18 protein-coding genes and 1 pseudogene are annotated in these 21340 nt (G+C 73.8%); 7 read left to right on the top strand and 12 right to left on the bottom strand.

The genetic code is table 11. The annotated features are described in order from the left end of the window. Positions 1 to 128 precede the first annotated feature (128 nt). The gene (locus tag Q0858_RS16420; RefSeq protein WP_299056653.1) at positions 129 to 806 is read left to right on the top strand and encodes a VTT domain-containing protein; all 678 of its coding nucleotides are present in this window, start codon (positions 129 to 131) and stop codon (positions 804 to 806) included. Here Q0858_RS16420 and Q0858_RS16415 read toward each other — a convergent pair. After that, positions 784 to 2157, bottom strand: a complete 1374-nt coding sequence (locus tag Q0858_RS16415) for an MFS transporter (protein WP_299056652.1) — start codon at positions 2155 to 2157, stop codon at positions 784 to 786. The genes Q0858_RS16420 and Q0858_RS16415 overlap by 23 nt on opposite strands. 184 nt (positions 2158 to 2341) lie before the next feature. Between Q0858_RS16415 and Q0858_RS16410 the strand changes: the two genes are divergently transcribed. After that, the gene (locus tag Q0858_RS16410; RefSeq protein WP_299056651.1) at positions 2342 to 2752 is read left to right on the top strand and encodes a nitroreductase/quinone reductase family protein; all 411 of its coding nucleotides are present in this window, start codon (positions 2342 to 2344) and stop codon (positions 2750 to 2752) included. An 11-nt stretch (positions 2753 to 2763) separates the two neighbouring features. Here the strand turns inward: Q0858_RS16410 and Q0858_RS16405 are convergent, their stop codons facing one another. Beyond that, positions 2764 to 3522 (bottom strand): SDR family oxidoreductase, encoded by a 759-nt coding sequence (locus Q0858_RS16405; RefSeq protein ID WP_299056650.1) that lies wholly within the window; start codon positions 3520 to 3522, stop codon positions 2764 to 2766. A 169-nt stretch (positions 3523 to 3691) separates the two neighbouring features. On the opposite strand from Q0858_RS16405, the gene Q0858_RS16400 reads away from it, so the two are divergent. Continuing rightward, a complete protein-coding gene (locus Q0858_RS16400; protein ID WP_299056648.1) occupies positions 3692 to 4279 on the top strand; it encodes a peroxidase-related enzyme in 588 nt (195 codons plus the stop codon). A gap of 1 nt (position 4280) precedes the next feature. Beyond that, on the top strand, positions 4281 to 5528 hold the full coding sequence (locus Q0858_RS16395; RefSeq protein ID WP_299056647.1) for an FAD-dependent oxidoreductase: 1248 nt from the start codon (positions 4281 to 4283) through the stop codon (positions 5526 to 5528). On the opposite strand, the gene Q0858_RS16390 is transcribed toward Q0858_RS16395, so the two are convergent. Further along, complete coding sequence (locus Q0858_RS16390; protein ID WP_299056646.1) at positions 5525 to 5974, bottom strand: YdeI/OmpD-associated family protein; 450 nt, start codon at positions 5972 to 5974, stop codon at positions 5525 to 5527. The two genes, Q0858_RS16395 and Q0858_RS16390, sit on opposite strands and share 4 nt — an antisense overlap. Continuing rightward, positions 5971 to 7680, bottom strand: coding sequence for an AMP-binding protein (locus Q0858_RS16385; protein ID WP_299056644.1), 1710 nt, complete (start codon positions 7678 to 7680; stop codon positions 5971 to 5973). The genes Q0858_RS16390 and Q0858_RS16385 overlap by 4 nt, the downstream gene beginning before the upstream one ends. A 129-nt stretch (positions 7681 to 7809) precedes the next feature. Here Q0858_RS16385 and Q0858_RS16380 point away from each other — a divergent pair, with 129 nt between their 5' ends. Next, entirely contained in the window at positions 7810 to 8805 is a 996-nt protein-coding gene (locus tag Q0858_RS16380) for a helix-turn-helix domain-containing protein (protein ID WP_299056641.1), read from the top strand. Positions 8806 to 8854: 49 nt separating this feature from the next. Here the strand turns inward: Q0858_RS16380 and Q0858_RS16375 are convergent, their stop codons facing one another. Beyond that, the gene (locus tag Q0858_RS16375; protein WP_299056639.1) at positions 8855 to 11041 is read right to left on the bottom strand and encodes a molybdopterin-dependent oxidoreductase; all 2187 of its coding nucleotides are present in this window, start codon (positions 11039 to 11041) and stop codon (positions 8855 to 8857) included. Between the two features lie 102 nt (positions 11042 to 11143). Between Q0858_RS16375 and Q0858_RS16370 the strand changes: the two genes are divergently transcribed. Further along, positions 11144 to 12595 carry an amidase family protein gene (locus Q0858_RS16370; protein ID WP_299056637.1) on the top strand — a complete coding sequence of 484 codons (1452 nt, stop codon included), beginning with the start codon at positions 11144 to 11146 and terminating at the stop codon, positions 12593 to 12595. A 3-nt stretch (positions 12596 to 12598) separates the two neighbouring features. On the opposite strand, the gene Q0858_RS16365 is transcribed toward Q0858_RS16370, so the two are convergent. From Q0858_RS16365 to Q0858_RS16340, 7 genes and pseudogenes are all read right to left on the bottom strand, one after another. Beyond that, entirely contained in the window at positions 12599 to 13699 is a 1101-nt protein-coding gene (locus Q0858_RS16365; protein ID WP_299056635.1) for an NAD(P)-dependent alcohol dehydrogenase, read from the bottom strand. Positions 13700 to 13940: 241 nt separating this feature from the next. Further along, positions 13941 to 14237, bottom strand: coding sequence for a Dabb family protein (locus Q0858_RS16360; protein ID WP_299056633.1), 297 nt, complete (start codon positions 14235 to 14237; stop codon positions 13941 to 13943). Beyond that, positions 14234 to 15910 (bottom strand): MFS transporter, encoded by a 1677-nt coding sequence (locus Q0858_RS16355; RefSeq protein WP_299056631.1) that lies wholly within the window; start codon positions 15908 to 15910, stop codon positions 14234 to 14236. The genes Q0858_RS16360 and Q0858_RS16355 overlap by 4 nt, the downstream gene beginning before the upstream one ends. Further along, complete coding sequence (locus tag Q0858_RS16350; protein ID WP_299056629.1) at positions 15907 to 16560, bottom strand: TetR/AcrR family transcriptional regulator; 654 nt, start codon at positions 16558 to 16560, stop codon at positions 15907 to 15909. Before Q0858_RS16350 ends, Q0858_RS16355 begins: the two co-directional genes overlap by 4 nt. Before the next feature lie 81 nt (positions 16561 to 16641). Further along, the gene (locus tag Q0858_RS16345) at positions 16642 to 17160 is read right to left on the bottom strand and encodes a helix-turn-helix transcriptional regulator (protein ID WP_299056628.1); all 519 of its coding nucleotides are present in this window, start codon (positions 17158 to 17160) and stop codon (positions 16642 to 16644) included. Positions 17161 to 17216: 56 nt separating this feature from the next. Beyond that, positions 17217 to 17612: pseudogene (locus tag Q0858_RS21545) on the bottom strand (AraC family transcriptional regulator); the annotation flags it as partial. A gap of 225 nt (positions 17613 to 17837) precedes the next feature. Beyond that, positions 17838 to 18851, bottom strand: coding sequence for an AraC family transcriptional regulator (locus tag Q0858_RS16340; protein ID WP_299056627.1), 1014 nt, complete (start codon positions 18849 to 18851; stop codon positions 17838 to 17840). Between the two features lie 256 nt (positions 18852 to 19107). Between Q0858_RS16340 and Q0858_RS16335 the strand changes: the two genes are divergently transcribed. Next, positions 19108 to 21294 carry a hypothetical protein gene (locus tag Q0858_RS16335; RefSeq protein ID WP_299056625.1) on the top strand — a complete coding sequence of 729 codons (2187 nt, stop codon included), beginning with the start codon at positions 19108 to 19110 and terminating at the stop codon, positions 21292 to 21294. Positions 21295 to 21340 lie beyond the last annotated feature (46 nt).

Genomic DNA, 21340 nt, shown 5'->3' with positions numbered 1-21340 from the left:
CGCCGGGGACGGGCCGCGAGCAGGCCGTCCACCGCAGACGTCCGTGGTCGCCGACGGACGGGGTCGGACGGAGTTCCCTCGACCGGCCGAGGGGTCCCGGCTAGCCAGGGGTCGGACACGATGGAGCGGTGACCGCGCCCCCCGACGACGGCCCGACGTGGGGGCGCCTCGACAAGCTCCTGCTCGCGGGCATCGGGCTGCGGACCCTCTACGGCCTGGCGATGCTGCCGCTGATCCCGCTGCTCATCGCCACCCGGCCCCTCCTGCTGACGCTCCTGAGCGGCTCGACCGTCGCCGAGGTGGCCCTGGGGGTGGAGGTGCGGACCGGGGACGTGCCCTGGCTGCTGGCCGTCGCGGCCGCGGTCCCGCTCTGGCTCGCCACCGACTGGCTCTACTGGCTCGCCGGCCGCCGCTGGGGCGACCGGGCGCTCGAGCGGCTGAGCCGCGGGAACGACGCCCGGAGCGCCCAGCGCATCGACCGCACCCACCGCGCGATGCAGCGGCTCGGTCCGGTGGGCGTCGTGCTCGCCAAGGCCATCCCGGTGCCGCCCCAGCTGATCTACGCCGTCGCCGGGGCGGGCGGGATGCGGCTCGGGGTCTTCCTCGCGCTCAACCTGCTGGGCGTGACCCTCGCGGCCGCCGTCGTGATCACGCTCGGGTACGCCGTCGGGGAGCAGGCCGTGGCCCTCATCGACGTCTTCCAGCGCTACGCCGCGCTGACCACGGGCGTGGTCGTCGCCCTGCTGCTGGTCGTCTGGCTCGTCCGGCGCCGGCGGGCGGGTCTCAGCGCCCCGTCGCCGGAGTGACGGGCAGCCCGGGGGCGACGTCGTCGACCGCCAGGTCACGACCGCGGGTCTCCGGGAGCAGCCTCGCGCAGACCAGGCTCAGGACCGCGACCCCCACGGCGTACGCCGCGACGAGGCCGAGCCCGCCGTCCGCCCGCTGCACGAGCCACACCGCGATGAGCGGGGTCAGGCCCGAGGCCACGATGCCGGACATCTGGTAGAGGAACGACAGGGCCGAGTAGCGGTAGCGGGTGTCGAACAGCTCGCTCCAGAAGGCGGCGAGCGGACCGTAGACGACGCCGTACACGACGCCGAGGCCGCCGACCATCACCGCGAAGATCCCGAGCGTCGTCCCGCCGGCGACGAGCTGGGTCGCGGGGACGGCGAAGAGCAGGCCGGTCACGGCCCCGACGGCGAAGACGGGACGGCGCCCGAAGCGGTCGGACAGGGCGCCGGACACCAGGACGAGGACGACGCCGAGCGCGGCACCGGCCATCACCGCGCCGAGCACGGTCGAGCGGTCGACGCCGACCACGTTGACGGCATGGGCGAGGAAGAACACCGAGAAGAGGTTGAAGGTGAAGCCCTCGATGAAGCGGGTGCCCATGCCGAGCAGCAGGTGGCGCGGCTGCGAGCGGATCACGTCGAGCACGGGGGTGGCGCTGACGTGCTTCTTCTCCTGCACCTGCTGGAACGACGGGGTCTCGGCGATGCTGAGCCGGATCCACGCGCCGACCGCGAGCAGCACGATCGACAGGAGGAAGCAGACCCGCCAGCCCCAGGCGAGGAACTGCTCGTCGGGCAGCTGGCTGGCGACCGTGAACGCTCCCGAGGCCAGGAACAGCCCGCCGGGGACGCCGATGTGGGCGAAGCTGCCGAAGAAGCCGCGCTTCTCGGTCGGGGCGAACTCGACCGCGAGCAGCACGGCGCCGCCGTACTCGCCGCCGATGCCGATGCCCTGGGCGATCCGCAGGACGACGAGCAGGATCGGGGCCCACACCCCGATCTGGTCGTACGTCGGGAGCAGGCCGACCGCGGTCGTGCCGAGGCCCATGATCAGCAGGGTCCAGATCAGCATCTTCTTGCGGCCCAGCCGGTCGCCGAAGTGGCCGAAGATCAGCCCGCCGACGGGCCGGGCGACGAAGCCGACCGCGAAGGTGCCGAACGCCGCGAACTGGGCGGCCGGCCCGTCCAGGCCGTTGAAGTAGAGGCGGTCGAAGACCAGGCCGGCGGCGGTGCCGTAGAGGAAGAAGTCGTACCACTCGATGACGGCGCCGACCGAGGACGCCGCGGCGACCCGGCGGGGGTCCGGCCCGTCCTGGGGTGCGTCCGGGGCGGGGGACCCGTCGGTCGGGACGGCGCGGACGGTCACGGGTGCTCCTGCGGGCTCGACGAAACTGGACTAACCCGATCGAGATTGAAGGGTGGGGCCGCCGTCGCGCAACTCAGGAGGGCCTCCCGGCCGTCGCGTCGGACGACCGGGGGATCGGCCCGCCCTGTCACCCCGCCAGCCGGATCGTGGCGCGTCGGCCGGTCCGCCGGGCACAGTGGGCCCCGTGAGCGACTTCAACAGCCAGGTCATCGCGGAGTTCAGGGAGAACGGCGGCACCGTCACGACGGCGGGCTTCGGTCGTTCGCTGGTCCTCGTCCACCACGTCGGCGCGCGGTCGGGCACCGAGCGGGTCACCCCGCTGGTCCCGGTGCGCGACGGCGCGGACACGTGGCTCATCGCGGCCTCGAAGGCGGGCGCGCCGGACAACCCGGACTGGTACCACAACCTCCTCGCCCACCCGGACGTCGAGATCGAGACCCCGGACGACGGGACCGTCGCCGTGCACGTCACCGAGCTGACCGGCGCCGACCGGGACGCCGCCTGGGAGCGCTTCAAGGAGATGAGCGACGGCTTCCGGTCCTACGAGGAGAAGACCGACCGCGTCATCCCGGTCCTGGCCCTGCGGCGCCGCTGAGCCCGGCGTGCTCAGCCCGCGAGGCCGCCGTCGATCGAGAAGGTCACCGAGGTGACCATCGCGGAGTCGTCGCTGGCCAGGTAGAGCGCGGCGCGGGCGATCTCGTCGACCGTCGAGTGGCGGCCCAGCGGGATGAGGTCGTCGAAGAACTTGTTGGCGGCCTCCAGCTCCTCGCCGGTGAAGCGCAGCTCGATGTCGTCCTGGAACGGCGTCGAGGTGGGTCCCGGGTGCAACGTGTTGACGCGGACGCGGCGGGGCGCGAGCTCCTTGGCCACCGTGCGCATGAGGCCGACCTGCGCGTGCTTCGCGGCGACGTACGGCGACAGCGTCGGGAAGCCGATCAGCCCCGCGATGCTCGAGGTGATGATGATCGAGCCGCCGTCGGCGATCCGCGGAGCGGTGTGCTTGACGACGTGGAAGGCGCCGAGGACGTGGACGGCGAGCACCCGGGCGAAGCCGTCGGACCCCTGCTCGGCCACCGGCGCGATCTGGCCGCTGATGCCCGCGTTGGAGAAGACGACGTCGAGGTGGCCCCACCGCTCCAGGCAGGCGTCGACGGCCCGCTCGACCGCGGCCTCGTCGGTGACGTCCGCGGTCGTGGCGGAGGCGTGGTCCTCGCCCAGGGAGGCGACGGCCTCGCCCAGCAGGCCCTCCTCGATGCCGACGAGGTGCACCGAGGCGCCCTCGGCGACGAACAGCCGGGCGCTGGCCAGGCCGATGCCCGACTCGCCCCCGGTGACGATGACGACCTTGTCCTGCAGACGACCCATGACCTGCTCCTCACTGCGCTGGGAGATGCGTGGCCACACCGTAGGAGTGGGCGTCGGCTCCCGGACAGGTCCGTGAGCGCGGCCCGACGTCACGCCGTCGCAGGATGTCGGGGTGGGTCGCCCCTCACTAGGGTGCCCGGACAGGCACACCCCACCGCGAGGAGACGTCATGACCGACCGCGACCCGAGCGTCAGCCGCTTCCCCGTCCCGGACCTCGCCGACGTCCCGACCGACGTCCGCGACACGATCCTCGCGGTCCAGGAGAAGTCGGGCTTCGTCCCGAACGTGTTCCTCGCCCTGGCGCACCGGCCCGCGGAGTTCCGGGCGTTCGTCGCCTACCACGACGCGCTCATGGAGTCCGAGGGCAACCTGTCGAAGGCCGAGCGGGAGATGATCGTCGTGGCCACGTCGAACCTCAACCGCTGCCAGTACTGCGTCGTCGCCCACGGCGCGATCCTCCGGATCCGGGCGAAGGACCCGCTGGTCGCCGACCAGGTCGCGGTCAACCACCGCAAGGCCGACGTCACCGAGCGGCAGCGCGCGATGCTCGACTTCGCCGTCAAGGTCACCACGGCCTCGTACGACGTGGGGGAGGCCGACTTCGAGGCCCTCGCCGGCCACGGGTTCACCGAGGCCGACGTGTGGGACGTCGCCGCCATCGCCGGGTTCTTCGGGATGTCGAACCGGCTCGCGAACGTCGCGAACATCCGGCCGAACCCCGAGTTCTACCTGATGGGCCGGACGCCGAGGTCCTGACGTGGACACGTCCGACCGGACCACCTGCGCGGTCGTCGGGGGCGGCCCGGCGGGGCTCGTCCTCGCCCTGCTGCTCGCCCGCGCGGGCGTCGAGGTCACGGTGCTGGAGAAGCACGCCGACTTCCTGCGCGACTTCCGCGGCGACACCGTGCACCCCTCGACGCTCACCGCGCTCGACGACCTCGGGCTGTTCGAGGCCTTCGACGCGCTGCCGCAGACGCGGCTGCGGTCGGTGTCGGTGCCGACACCGTCCGGGGACGTCACCGTCGCCGACTTCGGCCGGCTCCGCGAGCCCCACCCGTACGTCGCGATGGTCCCGCAGTGGGACCTCCTCGACCTGCTCGCGGACGCCGCCGCGGCGGAGCCGACCTTCGACCTCCGGCGTGAGCACGCCGTGACCGGGCTCGTCCGCGAGGGCGGGAGTCCGGGAGGCCGCGTCACCGGGGTCGCGTACGACGCGCCGTCCGGCCCCGGGACGCTCACCGCCGACCTCGTCGTCGCCTGCGACGGCCGCTGGTCCGTGGTGCGGGAGGCGTCCGGGCTCGCGGTCCGCTCCTTCGAGGTCGGCTTCGACGTCTGGTGGTTCCGCGTCCCCACCACGCACCGGGTCGCGGAGTCCCTCGTGCCGCGGCTGACCCGTGCCGGCGTCCTCATCGGCATCCCGCGCCGCGGCTACCTGCAGGCGGCGTACCTCGACCGGAAGGGCCGCGACGCCGCGCTGCGGGCGGAGGGGATCGACGCCTTCCGCCGACGGATCGCTGCGATCGTGCCCGAGGTCGCCGACGACCTCGCGGCGGTGGCGTCGTTCGACGAGGTGAAGGTCCTCGACGTGCGCCTCGACCGGCTGCGGCGGTGGTCCGCGCCGGGCGTGCTGTGCCTGGGCGACGCCGCCCACGCCATGTCGCCGGTGGGCGGCGTCGGGGTCAACCTCGCGGTCCAGGACGCGATCGCGGCCGCCCGGCTCCTCGCGGCGCCGCTGCGCACCGGGGCCTTCGCCGGTGGCCTCTGGCCGGAGGACGCCGTCCGCGCCGTCGAGCGTCGCCGCCGGATGCCCACCGTCGCGATCCAGACGCTGCAGCGCGTGCTGCACCGTCGGGTGATCGTGCCGGCCGTCGAGGGGCGCGGCGACGGGCTCCCGCCCGCCGCCGCCCGCCTGCTGCGTCGTGTGCCGGCGCTCGCCCGCATCCCCGCCACCCTCATCGGGGTCGGTCCGCGCCCCGAGCGGGTGCCCGGGTGGGCCCGCCGCTAGCCGAGCGAGTCGAGCACCGCCGCGATGCGGCGCTCGCTCGTCGCCTCGGTCTTGGCGGACGCCACGGCCTGCGCGTGGGCCTTCCGCTTGCTCGGCGACAGCGCGTCGAACGCCTCCCGCGCCCCAGGACGCGCGTCGAGCGCAGCGGCGAGGGCCTCGGGCACCTCGACGGTCCGGGGCTCGTCGTCCACCGCGAGGTGCACCTCGACCTCGTCGCCGGCGCCACGACCGGTCGCCGCGCGGGTCGCCGCGTTGAACGACACGAGCACCCGCCCGCCCCTCGACCCGGTGGTCGTCGTCCACGTGTGGCCGTCGACGGTGGCCCGCACCGGCACCCGCTTGCCGCGCCCCAGGGCCTCGAGGACCTCGTCGGGGACGACGATGCCGACGTTGTTGCCGCCGGTGGCCTCCAGCGTCGTCGTGAACGTCTGCGCCTCGCTGCTCACGCTCCGCCCCGCAGGTCGAAGTCGTCGTCGCGGAACTCGCCCGGCGGCCGGGCGTCGACGACGCCCTCCTCGCGGGCGCGCAGCTCGACCCGGCGGATCTTGCCGGAGATGGTCTTCGGCAGCTCGAAGAACTCCAGCCGCCGCACCCGCAGGTACGGCGCCAGGTGCTCGCGGGCGTGGGCGAGGATCGAGCGGGCGGTCACGGCGTCGGGCTCGTGTCCCGCGACCAGCGCGACGTACGCCTTGGGGATCGCGGCCCGCACCGCGTCGGGGGCGGGGACGACGGCCGCCTCGGCGACGGCGGGGTGCTCGATGAGCACCGACTCGAGCTCGAACGGGCTGATCTTGTAGTCGGAGGCCTTGAAGACGTCGTCGGTGCGGCCGACGTACGTGATGTAGCCCCTCTCGTCGCGCGAGGCGACGTCGCCGGTGTGGTAGAGACCGCCGGCCATCGCCTCGTCGTTGCGGGCCGGGTCGCCCTGGTAGCCGGTCATCAGCGACAGCGGGCGGGTCGACAGGTCCAGGCAGATCTCGCCCTCGCCGACCCCCTCGACGACGGTGCCGGCCACGGGGTCCAGAAGCACGACGGGGACGCCCGGCAGTGGCCGTCCCATGGAGCCGGGGACGACCTCCTGGCCCGGGGTGTTCGCAACGCTCGCGGTCGTCTCGGTCTGCCCGAAGCCGTCGCGGATGGTCAGCCCCCAGTGCCTCTGCACCTGGCTGATGACCTCCGGGTTGAGCGGCTCGCCGGCGGCGATCGCCTCCCGCACGGTCGCGGGGCGGTCGGCCAGGTCGGCGTTGATGAGCATCCGCCACACGGTCGGGGGAGCGCAGAACGTGGTCACGCCCTCGGTGCGCAGCCGGGCGATGAGCGCGGCCGGGTCGAAGCGCGCCTGGTTCAGCACCAGCACCGTGGCCTCGGCGAGCCAGGGCGCGAAGAAGTTCGACCACGCGTGCTTGGCCCAGCCGGGGGAGGAGATGTTGAGGTGCACGTCGCCGGGCTGCAGCCCGAGCCAGTACATCGTCGACAGGTGGCCCACCGGGTAGGAGACGTGGGTGTGCTCGACCAGCTTCGGGCGGCTGGTGGTGCCGGAGGTGAAGTAGAGGAGCATCCGGTCGCTGCTCGCGTTGCCCGGGTGCTCGACGGGCGGGTGGTCGGTGGGGAGGTCGGCCAGGGACCCCCAGCCCTCCGGTGGGGTGCCGGCGTCGACGACGTACCGGGCGTGGTCGCCGGGGACGCCCTCGAACTTGGCGACGTCGGCGGCGTTGGCGATCACGGCCCGGGCGCCGCCGCGCTCGAGGCGGTCGACGAGGTCGGAGGTGCCGACCGCGGTCGTGGTCGGCATGATCACCGCCCCGAGCCGGATGATCGCGAGCATGCTCACCCAGAGCTCGACCTGGTTGCCGAGCATCACCACCACGGCGTCACCGCGCCCGAGGCCCCGCTCCCGCAGGTGGGCCGCGACCGCCTCCGAGCGGACGACCAGCTCGTCGAACGAGTACGACGCCCGCGCGCCGTCCGCCTCCACGACGACGAGGCCGGGCGCGTCGTTGCCGCGGGCGAAGCCGTCGAACCAGTCGTGGACGAAGTTGAACGAGGTCCCCACGTCGGGCCACGTGAACTCCGCGACGGCGGTGTCGTGGTCGGTGCGCAGGTCGAAGAGGCGGTCGCGGGACGCGAGCAGCGCGGCGTTGCGGGAGGTCATGGCGGGATCCTCCCTCGCCGCCCTGGTCGGAGGAAGGGGCGCGCCGGGAGGCTCGCCCTCCCGCGAGGGGTGCCCTCCGGCCGCGGACCGTCGTACTCTCGAGCAGCCGCCGGAGGGAGGACCGAGCCGATGCTGTCGAGCACCGCGCCCCGCACCCACACGCAGGCGCCCGACCGGCGGGCCTGGCGGGACCTGCTCCGCGAGCACTTCGTCAGCCTCGACGTCGCCGATGCCGCCGACGGGCTGCACGGTGCGGTGGAGAGCTGCCTGCTGGGCCACCTGCAGCTGTCGACGGTCACCTCGGTCGACCAGCGCATCAGCCGCAGCCAGACGCTCATCAGCCGCGACCACGACGCGCTGTTCCAGGTGGGGCTGGTGCGGTCGGGGCGGGCGGTGGTCGAGCAGGACGGCCGCACGGCCGTGCTGGAGCCCGGTGACTTCGTCGTCTACGAGACTTCCCGCCCGTTCGAGTGGCAGCTCCGCTCCGCGCGGTCCTCGCGGCACTGGGAGCTCGCCGTCCTCACCTGGCCGCGGTCCAGCTTCCGTCTCAGCGAGTCCCACACCCGTGAGCTCACCGCGCGGGTCTTCGCGGCGCAGCACGGCATGTCCCGGGTGGTCTCCGACCTCCTGAGCGGCCTGGTCACCGAGCAGCCGACGATGGCCGAGGGTGCCGCGACCGCGATGGCCGACCAGGTCGGCGAGATCCTGTCGGTGGCCCTCGAGGCCCTGCCGTCCACGCCGCTGCGGCCGGGCTCCGACCGGCTGCTGCGCGAGGTCGACGACTACATCGACGCCCACCTCGGCGACCCGGGTCTCACCCCGGACCGGATCGCCCAGGCCGTCGCCATCTCCACCCGCCAGCTGCACCGGCTGTTCCTCGAGCGCGACCTCACGGTCGCGCAGACGGTCCGGACCCGGCGGCTGGAGGGTGCCCGGCGCGAGATCCGCGCGAGCCTGACCCGCGACCGGTCGCTGCGCGAGATCGCCCGCAACTGGGGGTTCCTCGACCTCGCGGTGTTCGGCCGTGCGTTCCGCGCGGCGTACGGGCTGAGCCCGCGGGAGTACCGCGCCCAGCAGTGCGCCCTCTCGGGCGACCCCCGAGCCCGGGTCCGGCCGCGGCGCTGAGCTGGGGTGACTCTGCGCCTGCGTCGCCGGACCCGGACCGGCGGGGGGCTCAGGCGGTCGTGGGGTCCTCCGGGGAGGAGACCCGCTCGACCTGGATCAGCGTGTCCGAGAACGTCGGGGCGTTGCCGAGGTCCGCGAACCGCGTCGGGTTGAGCGACGACAGCGTCGACACCCCGAGGCTGTCGGTGCGCCAGTGCCCGAGGTGGCAGACCGTGACGCCCGAGATCGTCGCGTCGTCCACCTTCGCCAGCAGCGTCACGCTGCCGCGGTCGTTGAAGGCGCGGACGACGTCCCCGGACTCGATGCCGCGGGACTCCGCGTCGGCTGGGTTCATGATCAGCGTCGCCGGCTTCTGCACCTTCTGGTGCCGCTCGATGTTGCCGTAGCTGGAGTTGATGAAGGCGTGGGCCTTCGGCGAGATCAGGTTGAGCGGGTAGCGGGCGGCCAGCTCGGCGTCCGCGGCGCTCGACTCCCGCGGCGCGATGTAGTGGGGGAGCGGGTCGACCTCCTGGCCCGGCTGGTGGTCGTTCGAGCCCTGCCGGAACAGCGGGACGACGAAGTTGCCGGCCGCCGCGGCCGACGAGAGGAACTCGGTCTTGCCCGACGGCGTCCGGAAGTTGCCGTCGCGGTGCGGGGCGTACTCGTCCGGGCCGGGGAGGTTGAGCCGCGCCCAGCCCTTCTCCTTCAGCCCCTCGACGGTGATGCCCTCCATCGCGGGCGCCGTCCAGTCGAAGGCCTCGGCGATCATCTCGGTGTCGGTACGCCGGAACACCGGGTCGTCCATGCCCATCGCCGCGGCCAGGCGGCGGAACAGCTCGGTGTTCGGCACGGCCTCGCCGCGCGGCTCGATCGAGGGGTTGTTGTACGTGACGAACAGGTGCCCCCAGGAGAACATGATGTCCTCCTGCTCCAGCTGTGTCGTCGCGGGCAGCACGATGTCGGCGTACCGCGCGGTGTCGGTGAGGAAGTGGTCGCTCACCACCGTGAAGAGGTCCTCGCGCGACAGTCCCTCGATGAGCTCGTCCTGGTCGGGACAGACGACGACGGGGTTGGAGTTGTAGACCATCAGCGCCTTCAGGGGCGGGTCGAGCTGCATGGCGCCGGTGAGCGCCTGGCCGAGCAGGAACTGGTTCACCACGCGCGTGCCGGGCGTGATCAGCTCCGGGTGCATCATCGCGCCCCAGTTGACGGGGAACGCCCACAGCGGCAGCTGCAGGATGCCACCGCCCGGGTTGCGCCACGCGCCCACGAGGGCGGGCAGGCACGACAGCGTGCGGACCGTCTGACCGCCGCCGGCGTGGCGCTCGACGGCGACGCCGATGCGGATGACCGAGGGCTGGCTGGTGGCGTACTCGCGGGCCAGGGTCCGGATGGTCTCGACGTCGATGCCGGTCTCGGCCGACGCCCACTCGGGGGTGTACTGCTGCACCCGCTCGACGAGCTCGTCGTAGCCGACGGTGTGCGCGGCGACGTACTCGTCGTCGGTGAGGCCCTCGGCGATGATCACGTGCATCATCGCCAGCGCCAGGGCGCCGTCCGTGCCCGGCCGGATCGGGATGTGCTGCGTGGCGGCCTTCGCCGTCCGCGTGCGGACCGGGTCGACGACGACGACCTTCGCGCCGCGCTTCATGGCCTCGCGGATGTAGGGCCACAGGTGCAGGTTGGTGCTCTGGATGTTGGCGGCCCAGATGAGGATGAACTTCGAGTGCACCATCGACTCGGGGTCGACGCCGGCGGTGTCGCCGATCGTCATGGCGTACGCCGTGCACGATCCCGCGTCGCAGTAGGTGCGCTCCGCGACGGTCGCGCCGAGGTTGTTGAAGAACGGGTCGCCGACGTTCAGGCCGTTGAGGATGCCCTGGGTGCCGAGGTAGCTCACCGGCATGATCGCCTCGGCGCCGTGCTCGGCGATCGTCTGCTGGAAGCGCGTCGCGATCTCGTCGATCGCCTCGTCCCAGGTGATCTGCTCGAACTCGCCCGAGCCCTTCGGCCCGCTGCGCCGCATCGGGTGCAGGAGTCGGTCGGGGTGGTAGACGCGGTCGAGGTAGTTGTCGACCTTCACGCACAGGCCGCCGTCGGTGAACGGCATCTCCTTGCTGCCGGCGACGTCCACGGCGACGCCGTCCTGCACGGTGACGACCATCGCGCAGGTGTCGGGGCAGTCCTGCGGGCACGCGCCCAGGACCTTCAGCTCCGTCGTCTCGGTCGCGGTCGGCGGGTCGATCAGCTCGGTCATCGTGGCTCCTCGGTCAGGGTGTGACCAGCCAACTCGCCCGGCCCCCGCGCTGTCCGGTGGTGCAACGACCTGTACTCGACGATCCGTGCCAGGATCGCGGCCGTGGACGACGCCGCCGCTACCGCCGCTGCCCTGCGCGACCTGACCGCGACGCAGGCGCTCGCGGCGCTCGCGGAGGGCCGCGCGACCTCGGTCGCCCTCGTGACCGCCGCGCTCGAGCGTGCCGAGGCCCTCGCGGACCTGCACCCCGTGATCACCCTCGACCGGGACGGGGCGCTCGCGGCGGCTGCGGACTCCGACGCCGCGCGGGCGGCGGGTGAGCCGCTCGGTGCGCTCGCCGGGCTGCCGGTGCTGGTCAAGGACAACATCGACGTCGCCGGCCTCCCGACGACCGGTGGAACGCCGGCCCTGGAGCACCACCGGCCCGCCGCGGACGCCGAGGTCGTGGCGCGGCTGCGGGCCGCGGGCGCCGTCGTCCTCGCCAAGACGAACCTCCACGAGCTGGCCTTCGGCATCACCACGACCAACGCCACGCCGTTCGCCGGGGTCGCCGAGAACCCGTGGGACCGCACGCGCATCCCCGGCGGCTCGTCCGGCGGTACGGCGATCGGCGTCGCCGCCCGCGTCGCCCCGCTCGGCCTCAGCACCGACACCGGTGGCTCCGGCCGGATCCCGCCCGCGTTCACCGGGGTCGTCGGCCTGCGTCCGTCCGTCGGGGACGGCGGCGAGCGCCGCTGGCCCCTCGACGGGGTGCTTCCGATCAGCGCGATGCTCGACACCGTCTGCCCGACCGGCCGCACCGTCCGCGACGTGGCCCTGCTCGACGCGGTCGTCACCGGTGCCGGTGTCCCCGAGCCGGTGTCGCTGGCCGGGCAGCGTCTCGGTGTCGTCGCCCAGCTGTGGGAGGGCCTCGCGGCCGAGGTCGAGGACACGGCGCGGACGGCGCTCGACCGGCTCGCCGGCGCCGGCGCCGTGCTGGTGGACGTCGACCTGCCCGACCTGCTCGTGCTCGCCGGCGCCGTGGTCTTCCCCGTCGCGCTGCACGACCCGCTCACCGACGTCCCGGCCTACCTCGCCGCCAGCGGCGCCGAGGTTACCCTCGAGGAGGTCGTCACCGGGGTCGCGAGCCCCGACGTCCGCGGCCTGATGGGCGTCGTGACCGGCGACGAGCACGCGGGCCACGCCGACGCGGTCGACGTGCGACGGCCTGCGCTGCAGCGCCTGATCGCCGGCACCCTCGCCGACCTCGACCTCGCGGCGCTCGTCTTCCCGACCTCGCCCGTGCCGCCCGCGGTCATCGATCGCGAGAACGGCTCCGGGACGACGTCGGTCGACGGCGGCGAGCCGGTGGACACCTTCGCCACCACCGTCCGGAACTGCATGCCGGCGTCGTCCGCGGGCACGCCGGGGCTGTCCCTGCCGGCCGGTCTCGCGCCGTCCGGCCTGCCCGTCGGGCTGTCGCTCGAGGGTGCGCTCGGCAGCGACACGGACTTGCTCGCCCTCGGCCTCGCGGTCGAGGACGTGCTGGGGACGCTGCCGGCGCCGCCCGTCTGACGGCTAGTACCGGACGACCGGCTTGAGCACCTCGCCCGACTCGCTGTCGGCGAACCCGGTGTTGATGTCGTCGAACGCGTAGTGCTTGACGAGGCGGTCGAACGGGAAGCGGCCCTGCTCGTACAGGCCGATCAGCCGCGGGATGAAGGTCTGCGGGACCGCGTCGCCCTCGATGACCATGTGCAGCGTCTGGCCCGACAGCAGGGTGGTGCCGATGTCGACGGTGCCCTCGGTGCCCGGGGTGGTCGCGCCCACCATGGCGCCGTGGCCGAGGGTGCCGAGGCAGTCCGAGAGCTGCCGGAAGACCGCGGGGACGCCGGTGGTGTCCAGCGCGTAGTCGGCCCCGCCGCCGGTGATCTCACGGATCCGCTCCACGGGGTCGCCGTCGTGCGGGTCGACCGCGTGGGTGGCGCCGAGCTCGAGGGCGAGGTCGCGGCGGGAGGCGACGGGGTCCACCGCGACGACGGTCCCGGCCTCGGCGACCACGGCCGCCAGCAGCGCGGCCATGCCGACCGCGCCGGCGCCGAACACGACGACGCTCGAGCCCGCGGGCGGGTCGAGCCGGTTGAGGATCGCGCCCGCCCCGGTCTGGATGCCGCAGCCCAGCGGGGCGAGCAGGTCGAGCGGTGCCGACTCGGGCACCTTCACCAGGCAGCGCTCGTAGACGTTCGCGTGCGTGGCGAACGACGACTGGCCGAAGAAGTGGGAGGAGACGTCGTCCCCGCCGTCGGCCGTGTAGGCCGCCGAGCCGTCGGGCCGGCGTCCGGAGAAGTTGAGGTCGTAGAACGTCGCGCAGTACGCCGGGTGGCCGGTCAGGCACAGGTCGCACTCGCCGCAGCTGGCGAAGCTCAGGACGACGTGGTCCCCGACGCCGACGCGGCTCACGCCGTCCCCGACGGCCTCGACGACCCCGGCGCCCTCGTGCCCGAGCACGGCGGGGAGCGGGACCGGGTACCACTGGTCGCGCACGATCGCGTCGGTGTGGCAGATGCCGCTCGCGACCATCCTCACCCGCACCTCGCCGGGGCGCGGGTCGTCGAGCTCGAGCTCCTGCATCGCGAGCGGCTCACCCTCGGCGGGGGCGACGGCGGCGGTGATCCTCATGGCTTCTCCTCGGGTCTCGGGGGTGCGCGGGGCCCCAACCTAGGGCCGTGGAGACCACCACCCCCACCGGCCACGTCCACGAGACCAGACCACCACCCGCCCACCCCCGACGCGAGTAGCCACGACTGGGTGACCGATCGGTGTCTCTCAGCGACACCGATCGGTCACTCAGGCCACTCGCCGGGTCTCGTGGTCCCTGCGCTCCTGCGTCGCTCCGGCGACCGGTGACCGAGCCACGCGCTCAGTCCAGCGCCACCAGGTCGAGCTCGTCGAACGCCGCGACCTCGGTCAGCCAGCGCGTCCGCACGAAGCCCTGGTGGTCGGGGTGACCGTCGTAGGCGTCGTACGCCGCGGTGTCGGCGAAGGACATCGCGAACTGGAACGTGTGGTCGCTCTTGGCGCTCACCTGTCGCGACACGACGAAGTCCTCGACCCCGGGGATCGCCGCGAGGGTGCGGCGTCCGGCGTCGAGGAACTCCGTCTCCTCCGGCGAGCCGAACGGGTGCACGAGCCGGAAGGCGACCGTGTGGCGGATCATCCGGCGTGCACCGGCGGGCCGTCGGTGGCGAGCTCGTCGTGCTTGACGGTGAGGAAGATCCACACGACCGCCGAGGCGATCAGCATCATCCCGGCGCCGATGAGGAACGCGTGGGTCGCGCCCTCGGTGAACGACGCCTGGAAGGTCGCCGCGTCCAGGAAGGTGAGGTTCGTGCCGGGCACGACGGCCGACGGGTCGATCCCGCCCTGGCCGAGGCCGGCCTCGAGCGGTCCGCGGACGGTGTCCTCGCGGCCGTTGGTGTAGGCGAGCGCCACGGTGCTGAGGGCGGCCAGGCCCAGGGCCCCGCCGATCTGCTGCATCGTGTTGAGGACGCCGGAGCCGATGCCGGAGTCCTCGGCCCGCACGTGGTGCACGGCGGTGAGGGTGAGCGGAACGAAGGTCATGCCCATCCCGACGGCCATCAGCACGATCCAGGGCAGCAGGTGCGCCCAGTAGTTGATGCCCGCGCCGGCGGCGTCCCCGGCGGCGAGCGCGCTCAGCACCTCGCGGGGGGAGTCGGCGACGTCGAGGCGGGAGAACATGAACAGCGCGAACGACGCCAGCAGGGTGCCGACCCCGGCGATGTAGCGGGGGTCGATGCGGTTGACGAGGTTCGAGGACAGCCCGGCGCCGATCACGATGCCGACCGAGAAGGGCAGGAACGCGAACCCGGTGCGCAGCGAGGAGTAGCCCACGACCTGCTGGATGAACAGGCTGAGGAAGTAGAACATCGCGAACATCGCCGCGGGGGCGACGAGCATCGCCGCGAAGCTGGCGGCCCGGGTGCGGTTGCGGAAGATCCGGATCGGCAGCAGGGCGTGCTCGGTGCGCGACTCGATCACGACGAACAGCGCGAGCAGTGCGATGCCGGCCGCGAGGCTGACCAGGGTCCAGGTGTCGCCCCAGCCGTACCGCTCGTCACCTGCGCGGGTCAGGCCGTAGACGAGGCCGACCAGGCCGAGGGTGCCGGTGACGGCGCCGGGGACGTCCATCTGACCGGGGCGGGCCTCGGACTCGCGCAGGAAGCGGGGCGCGAGGAACGCCGCGGCCAGGCCGATCGGGGTGTTGATGAGGAAGGTGAGGCGCCAGCCCGAGAGGTCCACGCCGACGATGCTGTCGAGCCCGGTGAGGTAGCCGCCGAGGATGAGGCCGACGGCGGCGCCGGCGCCGGACATGGCGGCGTACACGGCGAAGGCCCGGTTGCGGGCCGGGCCGGCCGGGAAGGTCGTCGTGATCAGGGCGAGCGCGGCCGGGGCGGCCATCGCGGCGCCGAGGCCCTGCAGCGCCCGGGAGCCGAGCAGCATGGCCTCGTTCTGGGCGAACCCGCCGAGCAGCGAGGCGATCGCGAACACGACGAGGCCGGTCGCGAAGATGCGGCGGCGCCCGTACAGGTCGCCGAGGCGACCGCCGAGGAGCAGCAGCCCACCGAAGGCGAGCGCGTAGCCGGTGACGATCCAGGACAGGTTCGCCTGGTCGATGCCGAGGTCGGAGCCGATGAACGGCAGGGCGATGTTCGTGATGGTGCCGTCGAGCACGACCATCAGCTGGGCGAGCGAGATCAGCACCAGGGCCCAGCCCAGGTGCAGGTCCTTCCCGTCGGTGTCGACCGTCCCGGCGGGGCTGGCTGGGACGTCGTCGGCCGCGGAGGGCTGCGACGAGGCGATGTCGGTCATGGGGCGTCCTTCATGTCTGTGGTGGTGTCGGCAGGGGAGTGCGGGAGCAGGGGGCCGTGGGTCGCGGCGGGCAGCACGAGGTGGTCGACGACCTGGACGACGAGCGCCTCATCGGGGACCTCGCCGAGGAAGAAGCGGCGGTGCAGGACGATCCCGGGCAGCGCGGTGGCGATCAGGTCGACGTCGACGTCCGGGTGGACCTCGCCGCGGTGCTGGGCGCGGCGGAAGACGAGGACGACCTGCTCGGCCCGCGGACCGATGAAGTCGCGCCGGAACGCGGCCGCGAACTCGGGGTCACGACCGATCGCGGTGATGACGCTGCTCATGACCGCGGTCTGGCGGGCGTCGGTCAACCCGCCGGTGGCGCAGAACATCGCGAGCAGGTCGCCGCGCAGGGTGCCGGAGTCGACGGGCTCGGGCATCGGCTTGGTGGAGAGCAGGGCCTCGATGACGAGCTCGGGCTTGGCGGCCCACCGCCGGTAGAGGGTCGCCTTCGACGCACGCGCCGCGGTGGCGACGGCGTCCATCGTGAGCCGGTCGTAGCCCACGTCGGCCAGGACGTCGAGGGCGGCCTCGAGGATCTCCCGCTCACGCTCGCCGACGACCCGTGGACGGGTGCGGGTCTCGGTCGCGGCGTCGCTCGGGCTCACCTGTGACCCCTGTCACTCGATGGAACGAAACGGTTTCGTTCTCTCCGACGAGAGTAGAGGACGAGGTCAGGGAAGCGGAAGTCAACGGGCGACGGCCTGGGAGGGGGTCATGCCGTACGCCGCCCGGTGGGCGGCGGCGAAGCGCCCGAGGTGGAAGAACCCCCACCGGGCGGCCACGTCGGAGACCCGGGTGGTGAGCGGGTCGCCGGCGAGGAGATCGGCGTGGGCGCGGGCCATCCGCACCCGCCGCAGCTCGCCCATCGGGCTGGTGCCGCGCTCCCGGCGGAAGGCCACCTGCAGGGTGCGGGGGCTGCACCCGGCGTGTCCGGCGAGCTCGCCGAGGGTCCACGGGTGCTCGGGGTGCGCCTCGATCAGCTCACGGGTGGCCCGGACCGCCAACGACGGCACGAGCTGCCCGGACCCGACGGGTTCCAGCGCGCTGTCGTTGGGCTGGGCGGCCAGCAGTCCGAGGACGAGGGACTGCTGGAGGCTCTCGGCCGCGAGCGGCGAGGTGAGCAGGCCGTCGCCGAGCTCCAGCTCGTCCACCACCAGGTGCACGAGACGCAGCCAGCCGCGCATCGCCGGTGAGTCCAGCTCCATGCGGGCGAGAACCAGACAGGGGCGAGCGTGCCGTCGTCGGACGGCGGGTGCGCGGCCGACTCGACGAGCCCGCGGGGGAGGTGGACCAGCAGCTGCTCGCAGTCGGCGGACCAGACCATGTCGACCGACCGGGTGGGGGAGAGCAGCGCGCCCCGACTGCGGTCGGACGCCACGACCTCCTCGTCCACCACGACCCGGGCGCGGCCCCGCAGCGGTACCTGGACCAGGTAGAAGTCGATGAGGAGGTCGGGGGTGATCCGGACCTCCTCGCCGTAGCGCAGGTAGTGGACGCCGATGTCGCCGATCCGCCCCGTGTTGTGGACGACGTCCAGACGTCCCGAGCCGGGCGGGATCCCGAGCGTGTGCGCGCAGTAGACCTCGCCGACGCGGCGACGCGCCTCCTCGGGGTCCGCGGTGTGCAACCGACCGTGGCGCAGCAGAGGGGTGCTCATGACGCGGACCTTCCACGGGGCGGCCCGGGCCTGGCGCCGGAGACGTGTGCATGGTCCCACCGCCGCAGGGGGTCCGACCAGCAGATCGCGGATCCGCGGATGATGTCCGGCCGGGTGGGGGGGGAGGACCCGGCCGGACCCTCCGAGGCTAGGCGCGTCGCCTCGTCGGGGATATCCACCGTGGTCCCCGGGTCGTCCGGGAAACGCAGTCCGCGCCCGAGCACGTCAGCGTGGGTGCGCCTCCCGGCGCAGGGCTCCCGGGGTGCTGCCCCACCACCGCCGCGCGAGGCGGGTCAGCACCGCCTGCTCGGCGACCCCGACGAGGCGCGCGACCTGCGCCAGCGGGAGGTCGGTGGTGGTGAGGTAGCGGTGTGCCTCGTGCCGCCGTACGTCGTCCAGGACCGCGGTGAAGCTCGTGTCCTCGTCGGCCAGGCGCCGCTGCAGCGTCCGGGGGTGGACGTCGAGCAGCCGCGCGACCGTGCCGACCTCCGGGACGGTGGTGGCGAGCAGCTGCTGCACCGCACCGCGGACGCGCGGGGTGACGAGGTCGCTCCGCGCGGGGACCTGGCGGGCCAGGTAGTCCAGCGCCACCCGCCGTACGGTCTCGTCGCGGCCGGCGAGCCGCAGGGAGCCGAGGCTGCTGGGCAGGCGGAGCAGCCCGACGGGCCGGTCGAAGCGGACCCGGGCGCCGAAGAAGTCCTCGTACGTCGACCGCGGCGCCACCGGCGGGTGCGGCAGGTCGACGCTGCGCAGCCCGTAGGAGCCGCCCGCCAGGGAGCGGATGATCCGGTGCAGCGTGCCGAGGCTGAGCGTGGCGCCCTGGGGCAGCGGCACGATCCCGGGCTCGGTGAGGTCGTAGCGGAGCCCGTCCACGCCGGCCACCCCCTCCGGGTCGGGGACGACGGAGATCCGCATGGCCGGGGCATGGACGAAGAGGTAGCGCGACGTGCAGGCCACCGCGTCCGCGACGGTCTCGGAGCTCTCGACGGCGAGGGCGAGGGCGCCGAGCACCGACAGGTCCTGCCGCTCGGCGACCATGAGGCCGAGGTCCGGGCGCGCCAGGTCGGCCGCGGCCAGCTCCAGCACGGTCGCGACCGCGACGTCGTCGACGAGGTCCTCGTCGGTGTCGAGGGCGGCCGGGTCGAGGCGGGCGCGCCGGGCCAGGTCGTCGGCGTCGCCGCCGAGCTCGCCGACGACCTCACGGAAGCCGCGGAGGCCGGCGGAGCGGATCACGGGCACGTCGCACAGGATCAACCAGGTGTCGTCCTGGATCAAGAAGCGGGTGCGGCGGAGACGGATCAGAAACCCTTGCATCATGCATACGGTTAAGTCCTCAACAAGATCACCGCAAGATCCGGGTGACACGGAATGCTGACGCTAGGTTTCCCGCGGCGACGTCCTCTCGGCACCGGTCGAGGTTCCAGACACAACGCCGGTGACGGCGAGGGACGGACCCCGCCTGTCGGTCTCGGGAGGGACATCCATGGGCTTCGTCATGCGCGGAATCGCCGTCTCGGCGGTCACCGCCGCCTCGCTGGTCACCCTGCCGGGCCTACCCGCCACCAGCGCCGCGAGCGCCCCCGCCGCGGCACCCTCGCTGGACGCGACCTCGGCCGACGGTGCCGCCTTCGACCTCGACGAGTTCGCCCCCGGCGACGTCGTCGTCCGGGTGACCGACGCCGGCTCCGCCGGCGTGAGCGACACCCAGGACCTCCGCTACTCCTGGCGGGTCACCCCCTTCGGCGCGGGCGCCCCGGTGCGGGTCCCCGCGACCGGGACCGACGTGGTCACCGACGAGGTCGTCGGCGAGGACGGGGCCTTCGCCGTGCCGCTCCCGACCACCGCCGGACCCGGCACCTACGTCCTGACCGCCCGCCTCCTCGCCCGGCCCAGCGGGAACGGCGGCGTGCCGGCCACCCCGGTGCTCACCGTGAAGGCCGGCCAGGCCGCGCTGTCGTTCACCGACGCCGACCCCCTCCGTACGCCGGCCGGTGCCGACCGCCGGGTCACCGGCACGCTCCTCCTCGAGGACGGCACCGCCCTCGGCGGACGCGTCGTCGACCTCGCCTGGGCCGCCGGCACCGCCGGCAGCGACGCCCAGCCCGACGCCGGGCTCGCCCCGGTCGCCCCCGCCACCGCCCCGGTCGCCTCCCGCCAGGTGACCACCACCCGTGGCGGCGCCTTCGCCGCCGTCGTCCGCGACCCCGCCGAGGACCCCCAGGGCACCGAGCTCGGCGGCCGCCTCACCGCGAGCACCCCCGCGACCGACCCCACCGGCCTCGACGTCGACCTGGTGCGTGACGCGCTGCCGGCCGGGACCGAGCTGAGCCTCACCGACCTCGGCGACGGCACCCCGGGCCGGGCGCTCGGCGGCACCGTGACCGTGACCGCCCCCGACGACACCTTCGGCGCCGACGCGGACAGCGACCCGGACCCCGTCGAGGGCCAGCGGGTGACCCTGTCGCTCGACCACGGGTTCCTCACCAGCGGCGAGGCGCGCCCCTCGGTCGAGGGGACCCCCGCGGGCGACCTCGTCGACCTCGGGACGGAGGCGACCGTCCTGACCGACGCGTCCGGCGAGGCCCCCGTCCTCATCGGCATCGGTCGCGACGAGGGCTTCGACGACGACGGCCTCGTGGACGCGACCCTCACCGCCACCGCGGGGGAGACCTCCCAGGTGAGCGAGACCCGGTGGAGCACCGCGGACCCCCTGAACGGGCGGACCCGCCTGAGCCTCACCCCGCGCGCCGAGCAGGACGGCCCGGTGGCGCCCTCGCTCGCCGGCAACCGCACCTACTACGACGTCCTCACCCTCGACCAGTTCGGCAACCCGGTCGACGGCCAGGGCGTGGACCTCACCTACATCGACGACATCGGCTTCGACGGCTACGACTACAGCGACGACTTCGCCGTCTCCGACCTCGACCGCGACGGCGACATCTGGGTCGCGGGCTTCGAGGCCGGCAGCCTCGACCTCACCGGGACGTGGGCCGACGCGCCGACGACCACCTACACCGACACCGCCGGCGGCACGGTGGGCGGGACCGCGGACGCGGTCGACACGACCACGGCGTCGTACTACGAGCTCGACTTCGAGGCCTCGACGTTCACCCTCCGCTCCACCCCGTCGTCCTCGGCCGCGGTGGGCTCGACCGTCAGCACGACCGTCCGGGTCCTCGACCAGGAGGGCAACCCCGTCCAGGGCTACGAGGTGCGCTTCTTCCGGTTCGGTCCCGCCCGGTCCGGTGTCGGCGAGGCGCGGGTCACCCGGACCACCAACGCACGGGGCACCGCGACGTACACGTTCCTGGGATCCCGCGTCGGGACCGCCCGCGTCACCGCCGAGGTCAGCGACGGCACGGACCGCCGGTCCCTGACCTGCACGGTCCGGTTCGGCGCCCCCGTGCGGGCCCGCCTCACCGGCGTCGCCGGCGGCGGCCGCGCCGCCGACCGGCTGTCGGTGGCGGTCGGGCGCGCGGCGGCCGGCGCCCGCGCGGTCCTGTTCCGCGTCGACGGCGACACCCGCCGCGCGGTCCGCTCCCGCCGGCTCGACGGCGACGGTGTGGCCTCCTTCGCCGCCGTCGGCGACCGCAACGGCTCGAAGCGGACGGCGTACGTGGTCCGGGTCGGCGCGACCCGTTCCACCGCGACGGCGACGTCGAACACCGTCCGGGTCCGCTGAGACCGGCTCCCGGCCGGCCCACCCCCGTCCCACTCCTTCCCCACTC

The organism is uncultured Nocardioides sp., from assembly GCF_947489365.1.
Lineage (GTDB): Bacteria > Actinomycetota > Actinomycetes > Propionibacteriales > Nocardioidaceae > Nocardioides.
This window is presented reverse-complemented; position numbering and strand designations above follow the sequence as displayed.